Source organism: Collinsella sp. AK_207A (genome assembly GCF_902501965.1).
Classification (GTDB): domain Bacteria; phylum Actinomycetota; class Coriobacteriia; order Coriobacteriales; family Coriobacteriaceae; genus Collinsella.
Genome location: NZ_CABWID010000018.1, coordinates 16,308 through 32,029 on the forward strand (window position 1 = coordinate 16,308; position 15,722 = coordinate 32,029).

At 66.0% G+C, this 15,722-nt stretch carries 13 protein-coding genes; 1 reads left to right on the forward strand and 12 read right to left on the reverse strand.

Features of this window, described 5'->3' with window-relative positions; genetic code table 11:
* Nucleotide 1: 1 nt before the first annotated feature.
* The 12 genes from GDJ97_RS06495 to GDJ97_RS06550 all read right to left on the reverse strand — a co-directional run bounded on the left by GDJ97_RS06495 (nucleotide 2) and on the right by GDJ97_RS06550 (nucleotide 14,479).
* A complete protein-coding gene (locus GDJ97_RS06495; protein WP_152070491.1) occupies nucleotides 2-1,462 on the reverse strand; it encodes a bifunctional dTDP-4-dehydrorhamnose 3,5-epimerase family protein/NAD(P)-dependent oxidoreductase in 1,461 nt (486 codons plus the stop codon).
* A 103-nt stretch (nucleotides 1,463-1,565) separates the two neighbouring features.
* Nucleotides 1,566-2,585: a dTDP-glucose 4,6-dehydratase gene (gene rfbB, locus GDJ97_RS06500; RefSeq protein ID WP_152070492.1), complete on the reverse strand. Its 1,020-nt coding sequence runs from the start codon at nucleotides 2,583-2,585 to the stop codon at nucleotides 1,566-1,568.
* A 46-nt stretch (nucleotides 2,586-2,631) separates the two neighbouring features.
* Nucleotides 2,632-3,534, reverse strand: coding sequence for a glucose-1-phosphate thymidylyltransferase RfbA (rfbA, locus tag GDJ97_RS06505; RefSeq protein WP_152070493.1), 903 nt, complete (start codon nucleotides 3,532-3,534; stop codon nucleotides 2,632-2,634).
* Between the two features lie 121 nt (nucleotides 3,535-3,655).
* Nucleotides 3,656-5,638 carry an NAD(+) synthase gene (locus GDJ97_RS06510; protein WP_152070494.1) on the reverse strand — a complete coding sequence of 661 codons (1,983 nt, stop codon included), beginning with the start codon at nucleotides 5,636-5,638 and terminating at the stop codon, nucleotides 3,656-3,658.
* An 81-nt stretch (nucleotides 5,639-5,719) separates the two neighbouring features.
* A complete protein-coding gene (locus GDJ97_RS06515) occupies nucleotides 5,720-6,652 on the reverse strand; it encodes a metallophosphoesterase (protein WP_226808900.1) in 933 nt (310 codons plus the stop codon).
* A 131-nt stretch (nucleotides 6,653-6,783) separates the two neighbouring features.
* Nucleotides 6,784-7,947 carry a phosphoglycerate dehydrogenase gene (locus tag GDJ97_RS06520; protein WP_152070496.1) on the reverse strand — a complete coding sequence of 388 codons (1,164 nt, stop codon included), beginning with the start codon at nucleotides 7,945-7,947 and terminating at the stop codon, nucleotides 6,784-6,786.
* 160 nt (nucleotides 7,948-8,107) lie between these two features.
* On the reverse strand, nucleotides 8,108-9,211 hold the full coding sequence (serC, locus tag GDJ97_RS06525; protein ID WP_152070497.1) for a 3-phosphoserine/phosphohydroxythreonine transaminase: 1,104 nt from the start codon (nucleotides 9,209-9,211) through the stop codon (nucleotides 8,108-8,110).
* Nucleotides 9,212-9,358: 147 nt separating this feature from the next.
* Nucleotides 9,359-9,952, reverse strand: a complete 594-nt coding sequence (locus tag GDJ97_RS06530) for a histidine phosphatase family protein (protein WP_152070498.1) — start codon at nucleotides 9,950-9,952, stop codon at nucleotides 9,359-9,361.
* A gap of 77 nt (nucleotides 9,953-10,029) precedes the next feature.
* Nucleotides 10,030-11,736: an FAD-dependent oxidoreductase gene (locus GDJ97_RS06535; RefSeq protein WP_152070499.1), complete on the reverse strand. Its 1,707-nt coding sequence runs from the start codon at nucleotides 11,734-11,736 to the stop codon at nucleotides 10,030-10,032.
* Nucleotides 11,737-11,999: 263 nt separating this feature from the next.
* Complete coding sequence (gene ahpC / locus GDJ97_RS06540) at nucleotides 12,000-12,563, reverse strand: alkyl hydroperoxide reductase subunit C (protein ID WP_152070500.1); 564 nt, start codon at nucleotides 12,561-12,563, stop codon at nucleotides 12,000-12,002.
* 199 nt (nucleotides 12,564-12,762) lie between these two features.
* Nucleotides 12,763-13,242 carry a YbaK/EbsC family protein gene (locus tag GDJ97_RS06545; protein ID WP_152070501.1) on the reverse strand — a complete coding sequence of 160 codons (480 nt, stop codon included), beginning with the start codon at nucleotides 13,240-13,242 and terminating at the stop codon, nucleotides 12,763-12,765.
* Between the two features lie 166 nt (nucleotides 13,243-13,408).
* Nucleotides 13,409-14,479 (reverse strand): putative manganese transporter, encoded by a 1,071-nt coding sequence (locus tag GDJ97_RS06550; protein ID WP_152070502.1) that lies wholly within the window; start codon nucleotides 14,477-14,479, stop codon nucleotides 13,409-13,411.
* 156 nt (nucleotides 14,480-14,635) lie between these two features.
* Between GDJ97_RS06550 and GDJ97_RS06555 the strand changes: the two genes are divergently transcribed.
* Nucleotides 14,636-15,607, forward strand: coding sequence for a 3'-5' exonuclease (locus tag GDJ97_RS06555; RefSeq protein ID WP_152070503.1), 972 nt, complete (start codon nucleotides 14,636-14,638; stop codon nucleotides 15,605-15,607).
* The last annotated feature ends 115 nt before the right edge of the window (nucleotides 15,608-15,722 follow it).

Below are 15,722 nucleotides of genomic sequence, written 5' to 3' on the forward strand. Positions count from 1 at the left end.
CCTACTCCGCATCCGCGGCGAGCAGCTCGTCCAGGTACTCCCCGAGCTCCTCTTCCCAATCGCGCGGGGTAAAGCCCGCTGCCTCAAGCTTGGAGAGGTCGAGCGCGGAGTGCACCGGGCGCGGGGCGATGGGGCCCTCGGCGCTCGCGTAGTACGCCTCGGTGCTCACGGGCACCACCGCATCGCCGTTGCCGTTCGCGCGCTCGAAGACGCGCCGGGCGATATCGGCCCAGGAGCGCACGGCACCCGAACCGGTCATGTTGTACGTGCCGTACGGCGCGTTCGTCTGAAGCAGGTGGAAGATGGCGCCCGCCATCTGATCAGTGAAGGTCAGGCGGCCCAGCTGGTCGTCCACCACGGTCACCTGGGGCAGCTCGCCCGCGGCCGCGCGGTCGGAAAGCGCGCGCATGGTCTTGGCGAAGTTCTTGCCGCGACCGATCACCCAGCTCGAGCGCAGGATGTAGTGCTTGGGGCATCCCGCCACGGCCAGGTCGCCCGCTGCCTTGGACTCGCCGTACACGGAGAGCGGGCTCAGCGGCTCGTCCTCCGCATGAAGCTCCGCGGTGCCGTCGAACACGTAGTCGGAGCTGATGTGCACGAGCGCGATCCCGTGCTCGGTGCAGGTGCGGGCGAGGAGCGCCGGCGCGGTGGCATTGGCGGCCCAGCAGATGCGGCGACCCTCCGGCGTCTCGGCGCGATCAACCGCCGTGTAGGCGCCGCAGTTGATGACGGTACCGTAGAGGCTCCAATCGTATTGCGCGTAGGCAGCGGGATCGGACATGTCGAAGGTGTCGATGTCGCAGTAGTCGAAGCCCTCGAGGCCGTGTGCCTCGGCATAGGCCCGCACGGCGTTGCCGAGCTGACCCTTGCAGCCCGTCACGAGGGTACGCTTGGGCGCCATGGGCAGGGCGTCCGCGATCATTGGATGGTGCTGGTCGGCCTCGGAGAGCTCGCATTGCTCAAGCGGGATGGGCCACTGGATACCGAGCGTGGGGTCGGCCAGGTTCACGAAGGTGTAGGTCTTCTTGAGCTCGGCGGACCAATGGGCGTCCACCAGGTAGGTGTAGGCGGTGCCGTCCTCGAGCGCTTGATAGGAGTTGCCCACGCCGCGCGGCACGTAGATGGCCTTGGAGGGATCGAGCGTGCAGGTGAAGACCTGCCCGAAGCTCTCGCCGGGGCGAAGGTCGACCCAGGCGCCGAAGACGGATCCCGTGGCCACGGAGATGTACTTGTTCCAGGGCTCGGCGTGGATGCCGCGCGTGACGCCGCGGTTGTCGTTGAAGGAGATGTTGTTCTGCACGAATCGCAGGTCGGGGAGGCCGAGTGCGCACATCTTCTCGCGTTGCCAGTTCTCCTTGAACCAACCGCGCGCATCCCCGTGCACCGACAGGTCGAACACGAGGACACCGGGAATGTTGGTGGTGGTGACCTTCAGGTCCTTCTCGAACTCGAACTCGACCATGCGGCCCTTCCTCTCCTCAAGACGAAAGGCGAGACGAGCAAGCGCCGTCCCGCTGCTCAAAGGTGGCGGGGAAAACCGGCTCGCCCGCCGCCCGATGCATTGCTTACTGACCCTGCGCGCGGTACTTGGCCTCGGTGGCCCCCTTGGCCGGGCGCCACCAGTCCTCGTGCTCGGTGTACCAGGCGATGGTCTGCTCTAGACCCTTCTGGAAGTCCGTGTGCACAGGCTTCCATCCCAGCTCGCGGCGGAGCTTGGAGCTGTCGATGGCGTAGCGACGGTCGTGACCGGGGCGGTCGCGCACCCAGTCGAAGTCATCCGGGTCCTTGCCCATCACGGTCAGAATGTCGCGCAGCACCGTCAGGTTATCGCGCTCGCCGTCCGCTCCGATGAGGTAGGTCTCGCCCAGCACGCCCTTGGTGAGGATGGTCCACACGGCGGAGCTGTGGTCCTCGGTGTGGATCCAGTCGCGCACGTTCTTGCCGTCGCCGTAGAGTTTGGGGCGCTGGCCGTCCAGGATGTTCGTGATCTGGCGCGGGATGAACTTCTCCACATGCTGGTAGGGCCCGTAGTTGTTGGAGCAGTTGGAGATGGTGGCGCGCACGCCGAAGGTCCGGTGCCAGGCGCGCACGAGCAGGTCGGAGGACGCCTTGGTGGAGCTGTAGGGGCTGCTGGGACGGTACGGTGTCTCCTCGGTGAAGCGCGCGGGATCGTCCAGCGCGAGGTCGCCGTAGACCTCGTCCGTGCTCACGTGGTGGTAGCGCACGTCAAACTTGCGGCATGCTTCGAGCAACTGGTAGGTGCCCTCGACGTTGGTGCGCAGGAACGGCTCGGGATTGGCGATGGAGTTGTCGTTGTGGCTCTCGGCCGCGTAGTGCACGATGGCGTCGTGACCGGGCACGATGCGCTCGAGCAGCTCGGCATCGCAGATGTCACCCACCACGAGCTCCACGCGGTCCTCGGGCAGCCCGGCGATGTTCTCGGGATTGCCCGCGTAGGTGAGCTTGTCGAGCACCGTCACATGGACGCCCGGATGCTCGCGCACCACGTGGTGCACGAAGTTGGAACCGATGAAGCCGCAGCCACCGGTCACGATGATGTTCTTGGGCTCGAAGTCCTGGGACATGGATTCCTCCCGCCTGCGCACCGGACCGCATCCGACGCGCGCGCTGCTAGTAGTCGCTGTTCCTGCTGTTGATGGCACCGGCTGCCACGGCCTTCAGGTGCTTGCCGTAGACGCTCTTGCCGTAGCGCTCGGCCGCTTGCTCGAGCGCCGGGGTATCGATCCAGCCGTGCTCCCAGGCGATCTCCTCGGGCACGGAGACGGGCAGGTCCTGGGCGCGCTCCACGGCGCGCACGAACTCCCCCGCCTCGTACAGGCTCTCCATGGTGCCCGTGTCAAGCCAGGCGTAGCCGCGGCCGAGCGTCACCACCGAAAGGGAGCCGTCCTCCAGATACATCTGATTGAGCGTGGTGATCTCGAGCTCGCCGCGCGCGGAGGGCTTCACCTGCTTGGCAAACTCGCATACGCGCTCGTCGTAGAAGTAGAGGCCCGTGACGGCGTAGCTGCTCTTGGGATGCGCCGGCTTCTCCTCGATGGAGATGGCGTTGAAGTCGCGGTCGAACTCGACCACGCCGAAGCGCTCCGGATCGTCCACGTGGTAGCCGAAGACCGTGGCGCCGCCGCCGGCCTCGGCCTGCTCGACAGCGCGCTTGAGATGGCGCGAGAGGCCGTTGCCGTAGAAGATGTTATCGCCGAGCACGAGTGCGCAGGGCTCGCCGTCGATGAACTCCTCGCCGATGATGAAGGCCTGGGCCAGGCCGTCCGGCGAGGGCTGCTCGGCGTAGGAGAGGTTCACGCCGTACTGACTGCCGTCGCCCAGCAAGCGCTCGAAGTTCGGCAGATCCTGCGGCGTGCTGATGATGAGGATGTCGCGGATGCCGGCAAGCATGAGCGTGGAGAGCGGATAGTAGATCATGGGTTTGTCGTAGACGGGGAGCAGCTGCTTCGACGTCACGAGCGTGAGCGGGTACAGGCGCGTGCCCGAACCGCCCGCCAGGATGATGCCCTTCATGGCACAGGACCTCCATGGAGCGAGGGGTTTCACAGATGGTTAAAGTATACGATGCATCGTGAGCACTGCCGTAACGCCGTGCCGATGTCCACGAAGAAAGAATGCCCAAGTGGGCACGACGCTAGGAGAGCGCCTCCAGCTCCTCCAACCACAGCCGCGCGCTCGCGTCGCTCGGCATGCGCCAGTCGCCGCGCGGCGAGAGCGTCACGCTGCCGACCTTTGGGCCATCGGGCAGGCAGCTCCGCTTGAACTGCTGCGTAAAGAACCGCCGGTAGAACTCCTTGAGCCACGAGAGGATGACGGCGGGCTCGTAGGCGCCCGCAAACGAGCGGCACGCCTGCCGGTAGATGCGCGCGGGCGGCAGCCCGAAGCGCAGCAGGTGGTAGAGGAAGTAGTCGTGGAGCTCGTACGGTCCCACCAGGTCCTCCGTGCGCTGCGCGATCTGGCCGTCCCCCGTGGGCGGCAGCAGCTCAGGCGAGACGGGCGTGTCGAGGATGTCGCGCAACACCTCCTCCGCCTCGCCGCCGAAGAGGCCCGCGGCGTAGGCCACTAGGTGCCGCACGAGCGTCTTCGGCACGCCAGCGTTCACCCCGTACATGCTCATGTGGTCCGCATTGTACGTGCACCATCCCAGCGCGAGCTCGGAGAGGTCCCCCGTCCCGAGCACAAAGCCGTGCAGCTCGCCGGCGAGGTCCATGAGCACCTGCGTGCGCTCGCGGGCCTGGGCGTTCTCGTAGGTGACGTCACGCACCTCGGGGTCATGCCCGATTGCGCGGAAGTGCAGCTCCACGGCATCGCCGATGGGAATCTCGCGGAAGTCGACCGCGAGGCACCGGGCGAGCTTCTCGGCGTTGCCCTTGGTGCGCCCCGTGGTGCCGAAGCCAGGCATGGAGACCGCGTGCACGCCGATGCGGGGAAGCCCCAGCTGGTCGAAGGCGCGCACGGCCACGAGCAGGGCGAGCGTGGAGTCGAGCCCACCCGAGAGCCCGATGACCAGGCTCTCGGTGCCCGTGTGGGAAAGGCGCGTGGCCAGGCCCCGGCTCTGGAGGTTGAGGATGGTCTCGCATCGCTCGGCACGACGCGCGCGGTCGGCCGGCACGAAGGGCGCACGGTCGAAGACGCGGTCGATCTGGTCGGCGTTTCGCAGAATGGCCGGGGCGTTCGCACCCGATCCATCCTCCGCCGCACCCGGCGCGAACGAGAAGGGAACCTCACGCGCCCAGGGCACCTGGTCGTCGCGTCGCCAGGTGGTGCTCCGCCGGCGCTCGGCCATGAGACGGGCGAGGTCGACGTCGGCCACCGCCATGTCGCAGGTGAAGAGCTCAGTACGCGCCAGCACCGCCCCGTTCTCCGCAATGAGGTTCTCGCCCGCGAACACGAGGTCCGTAGTCGACTCGCCCTCCCCCGCATCGGCGTACGCGTAGGCGGCGTAGAGGCGCGCGCTCTGGGTCAAGACCAGCTGCCGACGATACGAGGCCTTGCCGATGACCTCATCGGATGCGGAGAGGTTGAGCAGCACCGTGGCACCGCCGCCGAGCGCCATGCCCGTCGAGGGCGGGTTGGGGACCCACAGGTCCTCGCAGATCTCCACGCCCACGCGAACGTCCTCGAGGCCAGGGTCCGTGCACGCGTAGACCAGGGAGGAGCCGAAGGGCACCTCCTCGCCGTCCCGGGCAACGTTGCCGGCACTCAAATCGACCGAGGGCGCGAACCAGCGGCCCTCATAGAACTCGCCGTAGCTCGGAAGATGGCGCTTTGCCGTAAAGCCCAGCAGGCGACCGGCGCAGCAGACCGCCGCGCAGTTGTAGACCTCCTCGGCATGGGCCAGGGGCAGCCCCACGGCAAAGAGCAGCGGGAGGCTCGCCGTCTCGCGCAAGATGCGCCGAAGCGACGCGCTGCAAGCGGCGAGCAGCGCTTGGTCATGAAAGAGATCGCCGCAGGTATAGCCGGTGAGGCAGAGCTCCGGCAGCACGAGCACCGAGACGCCGGCGTCAGCCGCGGCGCGCACGGCCGCAAGAACGGCCTCGGTATTGCCGGGTACATCGGCAACGTGAATCTTGGGCGTGGCGGCGGCGATGCGCAGGAATCCATCGGTGGCGGGCATGGGGCTCCCCTCTCTGGTCGAATGCGTCAATTGTAGCGTGTTCGGGACGCGGTCCGTGCCCGTGCGGGGGAGGCCGCAGCCCTACTCCCCCTCCTCCACGGGGGCATACCAGACGCGATGGTCCTCCAGGCGCATGACGGCCACCTGCCCGTGGGGAGCGCCGCCCGCCGCGCTCGCGTCGATGTCGATGCGGTCGGCTACACCGCCGGTATCCTGGCAGGCGCCGACCTCCACCACGAGGGCGCGCTCGTCGGCGTTCAGGACGGGTCCATGGGTGTGTCCCGCGTAGCGCTGGATGAGGACGCTCGGCGTGTGCCCGGCCACCACCAAGGGCCCGCGGCCCTCGCCGTCGACGAAGCCCGTCGGCCTGCCCCAGAACTCTTCGCGGATCCACAGCAAATCCTCGGTTTTCTGGGCGCCCATCATCACGTAGAGCACGCTCGCGTCCAGGTTCTGCAGCACGCCGGGGCGCTCGACGGGAATTCCCGAGGCGGCGAGATAGGCATGGGCCGCCGGGGCGTTGATGCCGGCATGGCAGAGCATATAGGTGCGCATGTAGGTGGGGGCGGCGCCCGAGACGGGGGCGACATCGGACGCGGGGCGCGGGCGCGGGGCGAAGTGATCCTCCACCTTCACCACATCGTAGAGCGGCAGGCCGCGCATCCAGGCGATGATGTCATCGGCCTGCTCGCGCGGCAGCGCATCCAGCTGCCCAGCCGTCACCCAGCCGCCGTTGATCTCCCAGTCGCCCTCGGAATACGGGGTCGCGCCTTGGAGGGCATCGAGCATCAGACCCTCATGGTTGCCCTTGAGCACATGCACCTGCCCGATGCCGTGCGAATCGGCGAGGCCGCGCACCAAGTGGATGACGCCCAGCGGCTCCGGTCCCCGGTCGATCATGTCTCCGAGCACGTAGAGCGTGTCGTCCGCCCCCACGCCCGATGCCTCGAGCACACGGTCCAGGGCGCGAAGATGCCCGTGGGCATCGGACGTGACGTACGTGGCCAAGGGCACCTCCTCGATTGAAGCGGACACCATCCGGCGCCCGCTAAACCTTCAAGTTTCAATCGAGAGTTTACCCCTTTGCGCGCGACCGTTCACGCACAACCTGTGACAATTCGCTTACGGGGTTTCTTTATTCCGTTTTACTTGATCACGCGCACGCGATAGACAGCGGGAATCTGCTTCAGCGCCTCGATGGTGCTCTGGTCCAGATGCTCGTCGGTATCGAACATGGTGTAGGCGTTCTCGCCGGCGCTCTCGTTCACCATACGCTGCACGTTGGCGTTATCGTGCGCGAGAATCGCCGTGATCTGACCGATCATGTTGGGCACGTTGGCATGCAGACAGGCGATACGGCTCGCGGCGCGCGCCTTGCCCATGGAGCAGGCCGGATAGTTCACGGAATGCGCGATGTTGCCGTTCTCCAGATAGTCCTTGAGCTCGGAGATGGCCATGTCGGCGCAGTTGGCCTCAGCCTCGCCCGTGCCGGCGCCCGAGTGCGTGGTGACGAACGTGTTCTTCATCTTGACCGTACCGGACGTGGCGAAGTCGGTGGAGAACCAGGAGAGCTGACCGCTCTCGAGCGCCGCGGCCACCGCCTCCTCGTCCACGATGGTCTCGCGCGCGTAGTTGATGAGCACGGCGCCGGGCTTGAGCTTGGAAAGCTGCTCGGTCGAGATCATGCCGATGGTGTCGGCCTTGCTGGGCACGTGCAGGGTGAGGTAGTCGCAGTTGCGGCACAGGTCCTCGAGCGTGCCCACGCGGTTCACGGAGTGCGAGAGCTCCCAGGCGTGCTCGACGGAGATGAACGGGTCATAACCGTACACATGCATGCCGAGATCGACGGCGGCGTTGGCCACCTTGGAGCCCACGTTGCCGAGGCCCACCACGCCGATGCGCTTGCCGCGCAGCTCGTGGCCGACGAACGCCTTCTTGGCCTTCTCGGCATCTACCTGGATGTTCGGGTCCGCGGCATGTGCGCGCACCCAGTCCATGGACTGCACCACGCCGCGGCTCGAAAGCACGAGCATGGCAATGACGAGCTCCTTCACCGCGTTGGCGTTGGCGCCCGGCGAGTTGAAGACCACCACGCCGCGGCGGGCGTACTCCTCCACGGGGATGTTGTTGACGCCCGCGCCGCAGCGGCCGATCGCGCGGATGGACTCCGGCAGGTCGTAGCCGTGCAGATCCGTGGAGCGCATGAGGATGGCATCGGCCTGGGCCGCGTCGTCCACGAACGCGTAGCCGTCGCCGAACTGGACGTCGCCGTCCTTGGTGATGTCGTCGATCGTCTTGATGTAGCGCATGATGGCTTTTCCTTCCCACCGCTCCGAGCGGGCATGCCCTTCGCTCAGCCCTCGCAAGACTGGAAAACGGCGAAGCCGTTTTCTCAGTTCGCTGCGGAGTGTCGCTTCGGGCATACCCGCCCGGACCTTCGTTCAATCCACACTTGCTTGGGTGTGTATTCTACTTGGCAGAATGACTTGCTTCGAACTCTTCCATATATGAGGCGAGGGTCTTCACGTCGTCGAGGGTGACGGCGTTGTAGATGCTCGCGCGCATGCCGCCGACGAGACGGTGCCCCTTGACGCCCTGGATGCCTCGCTGGGCGGCACCGGAGACGAACTCCTTGTCCAGCTCGGGGGAATCGGTTCGGAAGGTGACGTTCGAAAGGGAGCGGCTGGACGGCTGCGCGGTGCCGTGGAAGATCTCGCTCTTATCGAGCAAACCATAGAGCACGTCGGCCTTCTCCTGGTTGCGCGCCTGCATGGCCTTGAGGCCGCCCGTCCTCTCAATCCACCGGAGCACCTTGCCGCACAGGTAGATACCGAAGGTATTGGGCGTGTTGTACATGGACTCCTTGCTCGCCTGGAGCCGGTAGTCCAGATACGTGGGACAGATGTCCGCCCGCGCGGGACCGTCCGCGATGAGGTCCTCGCGCACGATGACGACCGTCACGCCCGCGGGGCCAGCGTTCTTCTGGGCGCCTGCGTAGATGAGGCCGTAGCGCTCGACGTCGAGCGGATGCGAGAGGAAGCAGCTCGAGACATCGGCCACGAGCGGCGTCTCGCCCGTCTGGGGCAGCTCTCGGTACTCCGTGCCGAAGATCGTGTTGTTCTGGCAAATGTAGACGTAGTCCAGATCGCCCTCGGCAACGCGCGACGCAACGGGCCCCAGATCGGGAATGCGATCGAAGCTCGTGCCCTCGCTGGAGGCGAGCACCGGCGCCTCACCGTATTTCTGCGCCTCCTGCCAGGCCTTCTTGGCGAAGTTGCCCGTCACCAGGTAGCCCGCGCGGCCGCGGCGCATCAGGTTCAGCGGAATGCCGGCGAACTCCAAGGTGGCGCCGCCCTGTAGAAAGAGCACGCGATAGGTATCCGGGATGTCCAGGATGTCGCGGAGCGTCTCCTCGGTCTCCTCGATGATCTGCTGGTAGGCAGCGGAACGGTGACTCATCTCGAGCACGGACATGCCAAGGCCGCGATAGTCGAGCAGCTCCGATTGCGCCTCCTCCAGCACCTCGAGCGGCAACGCCGCCGGGCCGGCGGAGAAATTATGCACGCGCGCCATCTGATAACCTCCGTACGAGTCGCCTTATCCAACGCGCATGAACTCTAACACACTAAAGCAGCAGGACACGCCCCATGGCTGACTCGATACAAAACCCTATCAATTTGCTAGAGATTTACCGCGCGATGCGTGCCTCAGCAACCGCGACTACTCCCCGAGCTCCCGTCGCATGGCATCCTGCTCCGCGATCTCTTGCAGCCGGAAGGCCTCACCGTCAAAGCCGTACCGCGCCACCGAGCAGTTGCCAGGAACGACCATGTGCTCGTCCGCCTTACCGCCGTCGCGCACCGCCGTGATGAACTCGCGGCTCGCGGAGCCATGGCTGACCACGAGCACGCTCCGATGCCCAGTGCGCTGCATGATCTGGGTGAGCGTGCTGACGATGCGATCGCGAAACGCCAGCTGTCCCTCGCCGCCAAAAGGCACGAAGAAGTCACCCCAGGGCCAGGCGGGCATAAGGTAGGTGCGCTCGCCCTCGAAGGCGCCGAACGACCACTCCATGAGGCCGCGCTCACACTCGAAGGGCATGTCGGTGATGCGCTCGAGCGTCTGATGCGTGCGCGCGACGAGCGAGGCGTAGGCATGGTCGAAGGTGACGCCGCGCTGCGCGAAGTACCGGCCCACGCGGGACGCCTGTTCCTCACCCTCGGGTGTGAGCGGGGAATCCACCCAACCTTGAATGATGTGGCGCTCGTTGAACAACGTGCGACCGTGGCGTACGAAATAGAGCGTGCCCGACATGAAGCCTCCTTGAAGCGGGAATGTCGGACGATTATAGCAACCGGCCATGACCTGGCGGACGGGCGCGGCTAAGTCTTTTACAGCCTCTTTGCGCGTACGAGATCCAGCGCCTGAGCCAAGTTCTTCTTGCCGAAATGCACCTGCTCTGCGCCGCCGCGCTCCACGACCACGCAGGGCACGCTCATGGCGTTGTAACGCTCGCGCAGATCCGGGAAATGAGCGATGTCGAAGACGTCGACGGTTACGAGCGGGTTGTCCGCCGCGATGCGCTGCAGCGAGACGACCGTCTCGGGGCACATGGTACAGGAGAGCGAGACGAGGACCTTCACGCGCACCGGATCCGCGATCGCGGCGATGGCCGCGCGATCGGCGTCGTCGATGGGCTGGCCGGGGCCCGCCGCGTTGTAGAGGCCGAGTACGAAGCTCGTGAACTCGTGCCCGCCCGGCACGCCGTGGAAGGCAAGGCCGGTCGGATTGGGCTCGCCATCGCCACCCGGACGGCAGACCTCCACGAACGGCAGGGAAGCGGCATCGTCCTCGGCGGTATCCGCATGCTCGACCGAGAGCTTGTCCGTGAGCTTGGCAAGCTCGTCCATATAGCCCTCGAGCTCGCGTGAGACAGTGCGGTCGTCTGGGTGCAGGCGCAGCACGAGCGAGCCCGTCATGCGCGAGAAGACGGCGTTCAGCTGTGCGAGCATCGCCTCGTCGAAGAGCGCCGACGCCGCGGCGGAGCTCGCTGCCTCACCCTCGGCCGTCGGCTTGGGGGCGGGTTCGTCGGCCGCGTCCGCAACCGCCGGACGACTCACGGGAACCTGGGGCACGAGACCTGTGCGCCCCTGCGCCGCCTTGAGGTAGCGCTCCATGTCCGTTGCGGTCTGCGCGGCCTGGCCCACAGCGGTGGTGACTTGGCGAAGCGTCTTCACGCAGACATCGCCCGCGGCGAAGAGGCCGTCGGCGCTCGTCATCTGTTGCGCGTCCGTGAGCGCGTAGCCGCGATCGTCCGTTGCCGCCACACCGTCCATAAGGCTCGTTGCCGGCGCGTACCCTACGAAGACGAAGATGCCGAACGTCTCGCCGTCCGCGGCACGATACTCCTCCACCTTGTCGGTCTTAAGGTTCTTGTAGCGCAGCCAGCGGAGCGCGGAGTCGCCACCGGCGGCCTCCACCTCGGTGTTGTAGAGCACGGTGACCTTGTCGTTCGACTTGGCCTCCTCCGCGGCCGCGGGCGCGCAGGTGAAGTCGTCATCGCGCACGAGGATGGTCACGTGGCGCGCGTACTTGGTGAGAAACACGCTCTCCTCCGCCGCAGCGAAGCCGCCGCCCACGACGAAGACATCCTTGCCGGTGAAGAACTCGCCGTCGCAGGTGGCGCAGTAGGCAACCCCGTGGCCGCGAAACTCCTCCTCACCCGCAAAGCCCACGTGCCGGGGGCTCGCGCCGGTGGCGAGCAGCACGGCGAAGCAGTCGAGCGTTCCCTTTGAGGTGCAGACGTGCTTGATATCGCCGACAAGGTCCAGGGAGCGCGCCTCAGCGAGCAGGAACTCCGCGCCGAACGCCTCGGCTTGGCGACGCATGGTCTCGGTGAGCTCGGCGCCGCCCGTCGCGAAGACACCCGGGTAGTTCACGACCTCGCTCGTGATGGTGATCTGCCCACCAAAGTGGTCCTTCTCCACCACGAGCACCCGGTACCGGGCACGCGCAAGATAGATCGCCGCCGTAAGACCGGCGGGACCGCCGCCGATGATGACGGCGTCGTAGAGCTTGGAGACGTCGATGTCTGACATGTTGCTCCTTTCCTCCTGGTCGCTGGTCGGGACGGGCGGGGCCACGGCTGACGCAGGGCGTTGCGGTAGCCTGGGCCCGGTTCAGCTGAGCGCAGTTTTCTTTTTTAGAGATGGGGAGGCGGCACTCGTCCGGGACAGGGGGGCCGGAGCGGCAGGGCGGGGTGGTACCGTCCCGGGCGAGTTCTGGCGCAGCCAGCTGTCTGAAGCCCGGGACGGTACCGCCCCGCCCCCAAGCCCTAAACCCTAGGACCTGAGTTCTAGACCTACAGCTGGCCCACCAGGTCCAGGCTCGGCTTCAACGTCTCGGCACCCGGCGTCCACTTGGCAGGGCACACCTGGTCGCCGTGCTCGGCCACGAACTTGGCGGCCTGCACCAGGCGCAGCAGCTCCTTGGCATTACGGCCAACGCCGCCGGCGGTCACCTCGTACACCTGCACCTTGCCCTCGGGATCGACGATGAAGGCGCCGCGCTCGGCCACGCCGTCGGGCTCGATCAGCACGTCGAAGTCGCGGGCGAGGACGTGCGCCGGGTCGGCGAGCATCGGATAGGCGACCTTCTTGATGCGCTCGGACTCGTCGTGCCACGCCTTGTGGACGAAGTGCGTGTCGGTGGAAACGGAGTAGATCTCGCAGCCCTCGGCCTTGAAGGCGTCGTAGTTCTCAGCGAGCTCCTCGAGCTCGGTGGGGCACACGAAGGTGAAGTCGGCCGGATAGAAGAAGAACAGGCTCCAGCAGCCGAGAACATCAGCCTTGGAGACAGCCTTGAACTCGTCGTTCTGGAAGGCCTGGACGGTGAAGTCGCCGATCTCGCGTCCGATCTGGGACATGGTTCGCTCCTTTGCAACCCGGAAACTGCCGGATACAGCTTCCTTATTGATACTGATTATCAATATAGAAAGTTAACCATGGTTGTCAAGTAGAATTCGGTGGATATCGATCGGAACGATGTCATAGCAGATGCGGCGATGCCGCTCATCGCGCCATTCTGCGATGGCTGATGTTGTCACAGGGGGAAATGGAGAGCGGCTACTCCCCCTCGCGCCAGCCCTTGCCGACGTCAACCCAACCGAGGGCGCGCGCATAGCGCTCCAGCTCGGGTACCGTGAGCTCGATGGCGCTGTTGGAGCTACCCGCGGCCAGGAACACCGTGCCAAACCGTTTCAGGCTCTCGTCCAGGTAGACCGCCGCGCCCTCGTTCACCGCGAAGGGACACACGCCGCCTATGGCATGTCCCACGAGGCGTGCGACGTCGTCGTGGGACAGCATCTTTGCTTTGGTATGGAACGTCACCTTGAAGCGCTTGTTGTCAGCTCGCGCATCGCCCGCGAACACCACGAGCGTCGGAGTCTCCCCCACCATGAACGAAAGCGTCTTGGCGATGCGCGCAGGCTCCACGTCCAGGGCCTGGGCGGCAAGCTCGATGGTCGCGCTCGATTGGCTGAACTCCAGAATACGGTCGGCGATGCCGATCTCGCCGAAATACGCGCGCACCCGCTCGATCGACATGCAATGCCTCTTTTCCCCTAGGTTTATTGGGAAGAGACTATCCCATGACGGGCGTCGAGCCGGCTGCCCGCAACCTTGGCGCGAATCGCCCGGCGCCACGTCCTACAAAAGCCCCAGATGCTCGCAGGTATGGCATCAAGGGGCAGCGCGTGCGCAAAGCGTTCCGCTAGAGTCCCAGCACCATGAGCACGATGCCCCAGAAGACACCGAGCACGTAGAGCATCCCCAAGATGGCGACGTTCTCGCGGACGCTCCGGTTGGCCGAGAAGAGCACCAGGAAGCCCACGCCCACGCCCACGAGCGAGCCGGCCATCATGGGACCGAAGGCGAGCACGCCTTCCAAATAGAGCTGGGTGATGACCACGCTCGCGGCGCAGTTGGGAATGAGCGCCACCAGGGCGGAGGCGAACACGGCGAGTACCTCGTTCGACGCGAGGAACTGGGAGAGCACGGGCTCGCCCACCGTGTCGAGTATCGCCACGAGCGCCACGGTCACCAGGAAGATGAACGCGGTCACCTTCACCGTGTGCGAGAGGGCGGAACGGAGCGCGAACCGGGCAATCGCCCGCTTGTCCGTGGGGTCGACCTCCTCGCAGCCGCAACCGCAGCTGTACTGGTAGCTGGGCGGGGCGTCGTAGCTCTGCACCTCGAACTCGCCGCCGGGATACCCGCTCGGCCCCAGGCGGCGCAGCGCGCACACCTCGGAGACGGCGTTCCACGCGGGGTCGTCCTCTTCTTCCTCTTCCTCCACGGCAGAAGCGACGGAAGCCTCATCGGACATGCCGGGCCCGAGCACCCGGCGCTTGAGCGTGGCATGCAGGCGGGGGCTCTTGCGGATCCCGCGCAGGGCGAGGTCGATCGCCATGCCCGAGACAACGGCGACCACTGCCTTGGTCAGCAGGATGAACGTCATCTTCCCCAGATCGACCTGCTCGGCAACGAGCAGGGGAAGCATCTCGTCGGACGTGGACAGGAACACCGCCACGAGCGTGCCGAGCGTGATGACCCGCCCCGCGTAGAGCGTGGCGCCCATGGCGGAGAAGCCGCACTGGGGCACGATGCCCGCGATGGCGCCCACCACGGGGCCGGCCGCGCCGGCGCGCTGGATGGCAGAGCGGATCTTGTCTCCCGCCGCGAACTCGAAGACCGCGAGCAGGGCGAAGGTGACGAACAGGAACGGCACGAGCGCCAGCGTGTCCTTGGCGGCGTCGATCACGATATCCAAAACAAGTTCCATGGAGGGACCACGTTCCTCTCGAAGGACGGATGTGAAGGGTTTCTACCCATGAAGCAAGCAGTTAACCTACCATGAGCAAGGTAGGCTATGGTACCCAAAGCGGTTGCACATAGGAAACTCTACACAAGACATCGTTCCCGAAAGGACCTCTTGCACATGAAGCTCACCGACGCGCTCGACTACGCGAACTCCTTCTACATTCCCGAGCTCATCTTTTCCGGCGGCTACGACTCCATCGAGTCCGAGCGCCAGCGCGGCGAGGACGCCCTGAAGACGCTCGTGGACGAATGGAACGCCAACGAGAACCCGAGCTTTGGCTTCGACCTCATCCGCGAACTCGCGGACCGCAACCGCGGCATCTGCGACCATATCGGCGAGGCACGCCTGCGCAACCTATCCTCCCCCATGCTCGCCCGCAGCCTCTCCGACGCCGACATGTGCGCGGCAATCGGCAAGCTCCAGGGCCGCGGAGCGGCGACCGTCATGCGCGAGGTGCGCGGGGACGCCAACGCCTACGCCGTGGCCTGGGTGCGCAAGCCCATCAAGGGCAAGGTGCTCGGCATCGACATCGAGACCACCGGGCGCGCGCCCGAGCGCGGCTACATCATCAACGTGGGCTGGGAGCTCATGGAGATGACAAGCGACGCGGTGCCCACGGACGGCGAGGCCGTGTACTGCGGCCTGCCGGAGGAACCGTACCGCGAGACGGGCGTGCCCCTGGCAGACATTCACCACATCACCTGGGACATGGTGGCGGGCAAGACGCCCTTCCGCGAGGATAAGGCCCTGCAGAAGCGGCTGCTCACCCTGATGAAGAAGTATCCCATCATGGCGCACAACGCCGCCTTCGAGGATTCGTGGTTCCGCCTGCACCTGGACGGCTACGCCGAGGCGCGCCGTGCGGGCAAGATCATCGTGATCGACTCGCGCCACATCTGCCGCTCGCTCGATGGCGAGGTCCGCACGCTGCCGCGCGAGAGCGCGCCCGCCGCGCTGGAGAACTGGGCAAGGCGTCGCGGCACCTTGGTCGAGGGCGAGGCCGAGCGTCACCTGGGCCTGGACGACACGGACCTTATGCTCAAGACCGTGCAGGCCGAGATGAATCAGAAAAGCATGTTTGCCAAGTAGGCAACGGGCGGCGAGCCGGGAGCGATCCGCCCGGCCGTGCCCGGCTCTCGTGGGTTTTTCCGAGTAGTGAACGGGGCTTCTCCGTCCAAGCAGTGGTCGCCGCCATTTCCCCAGC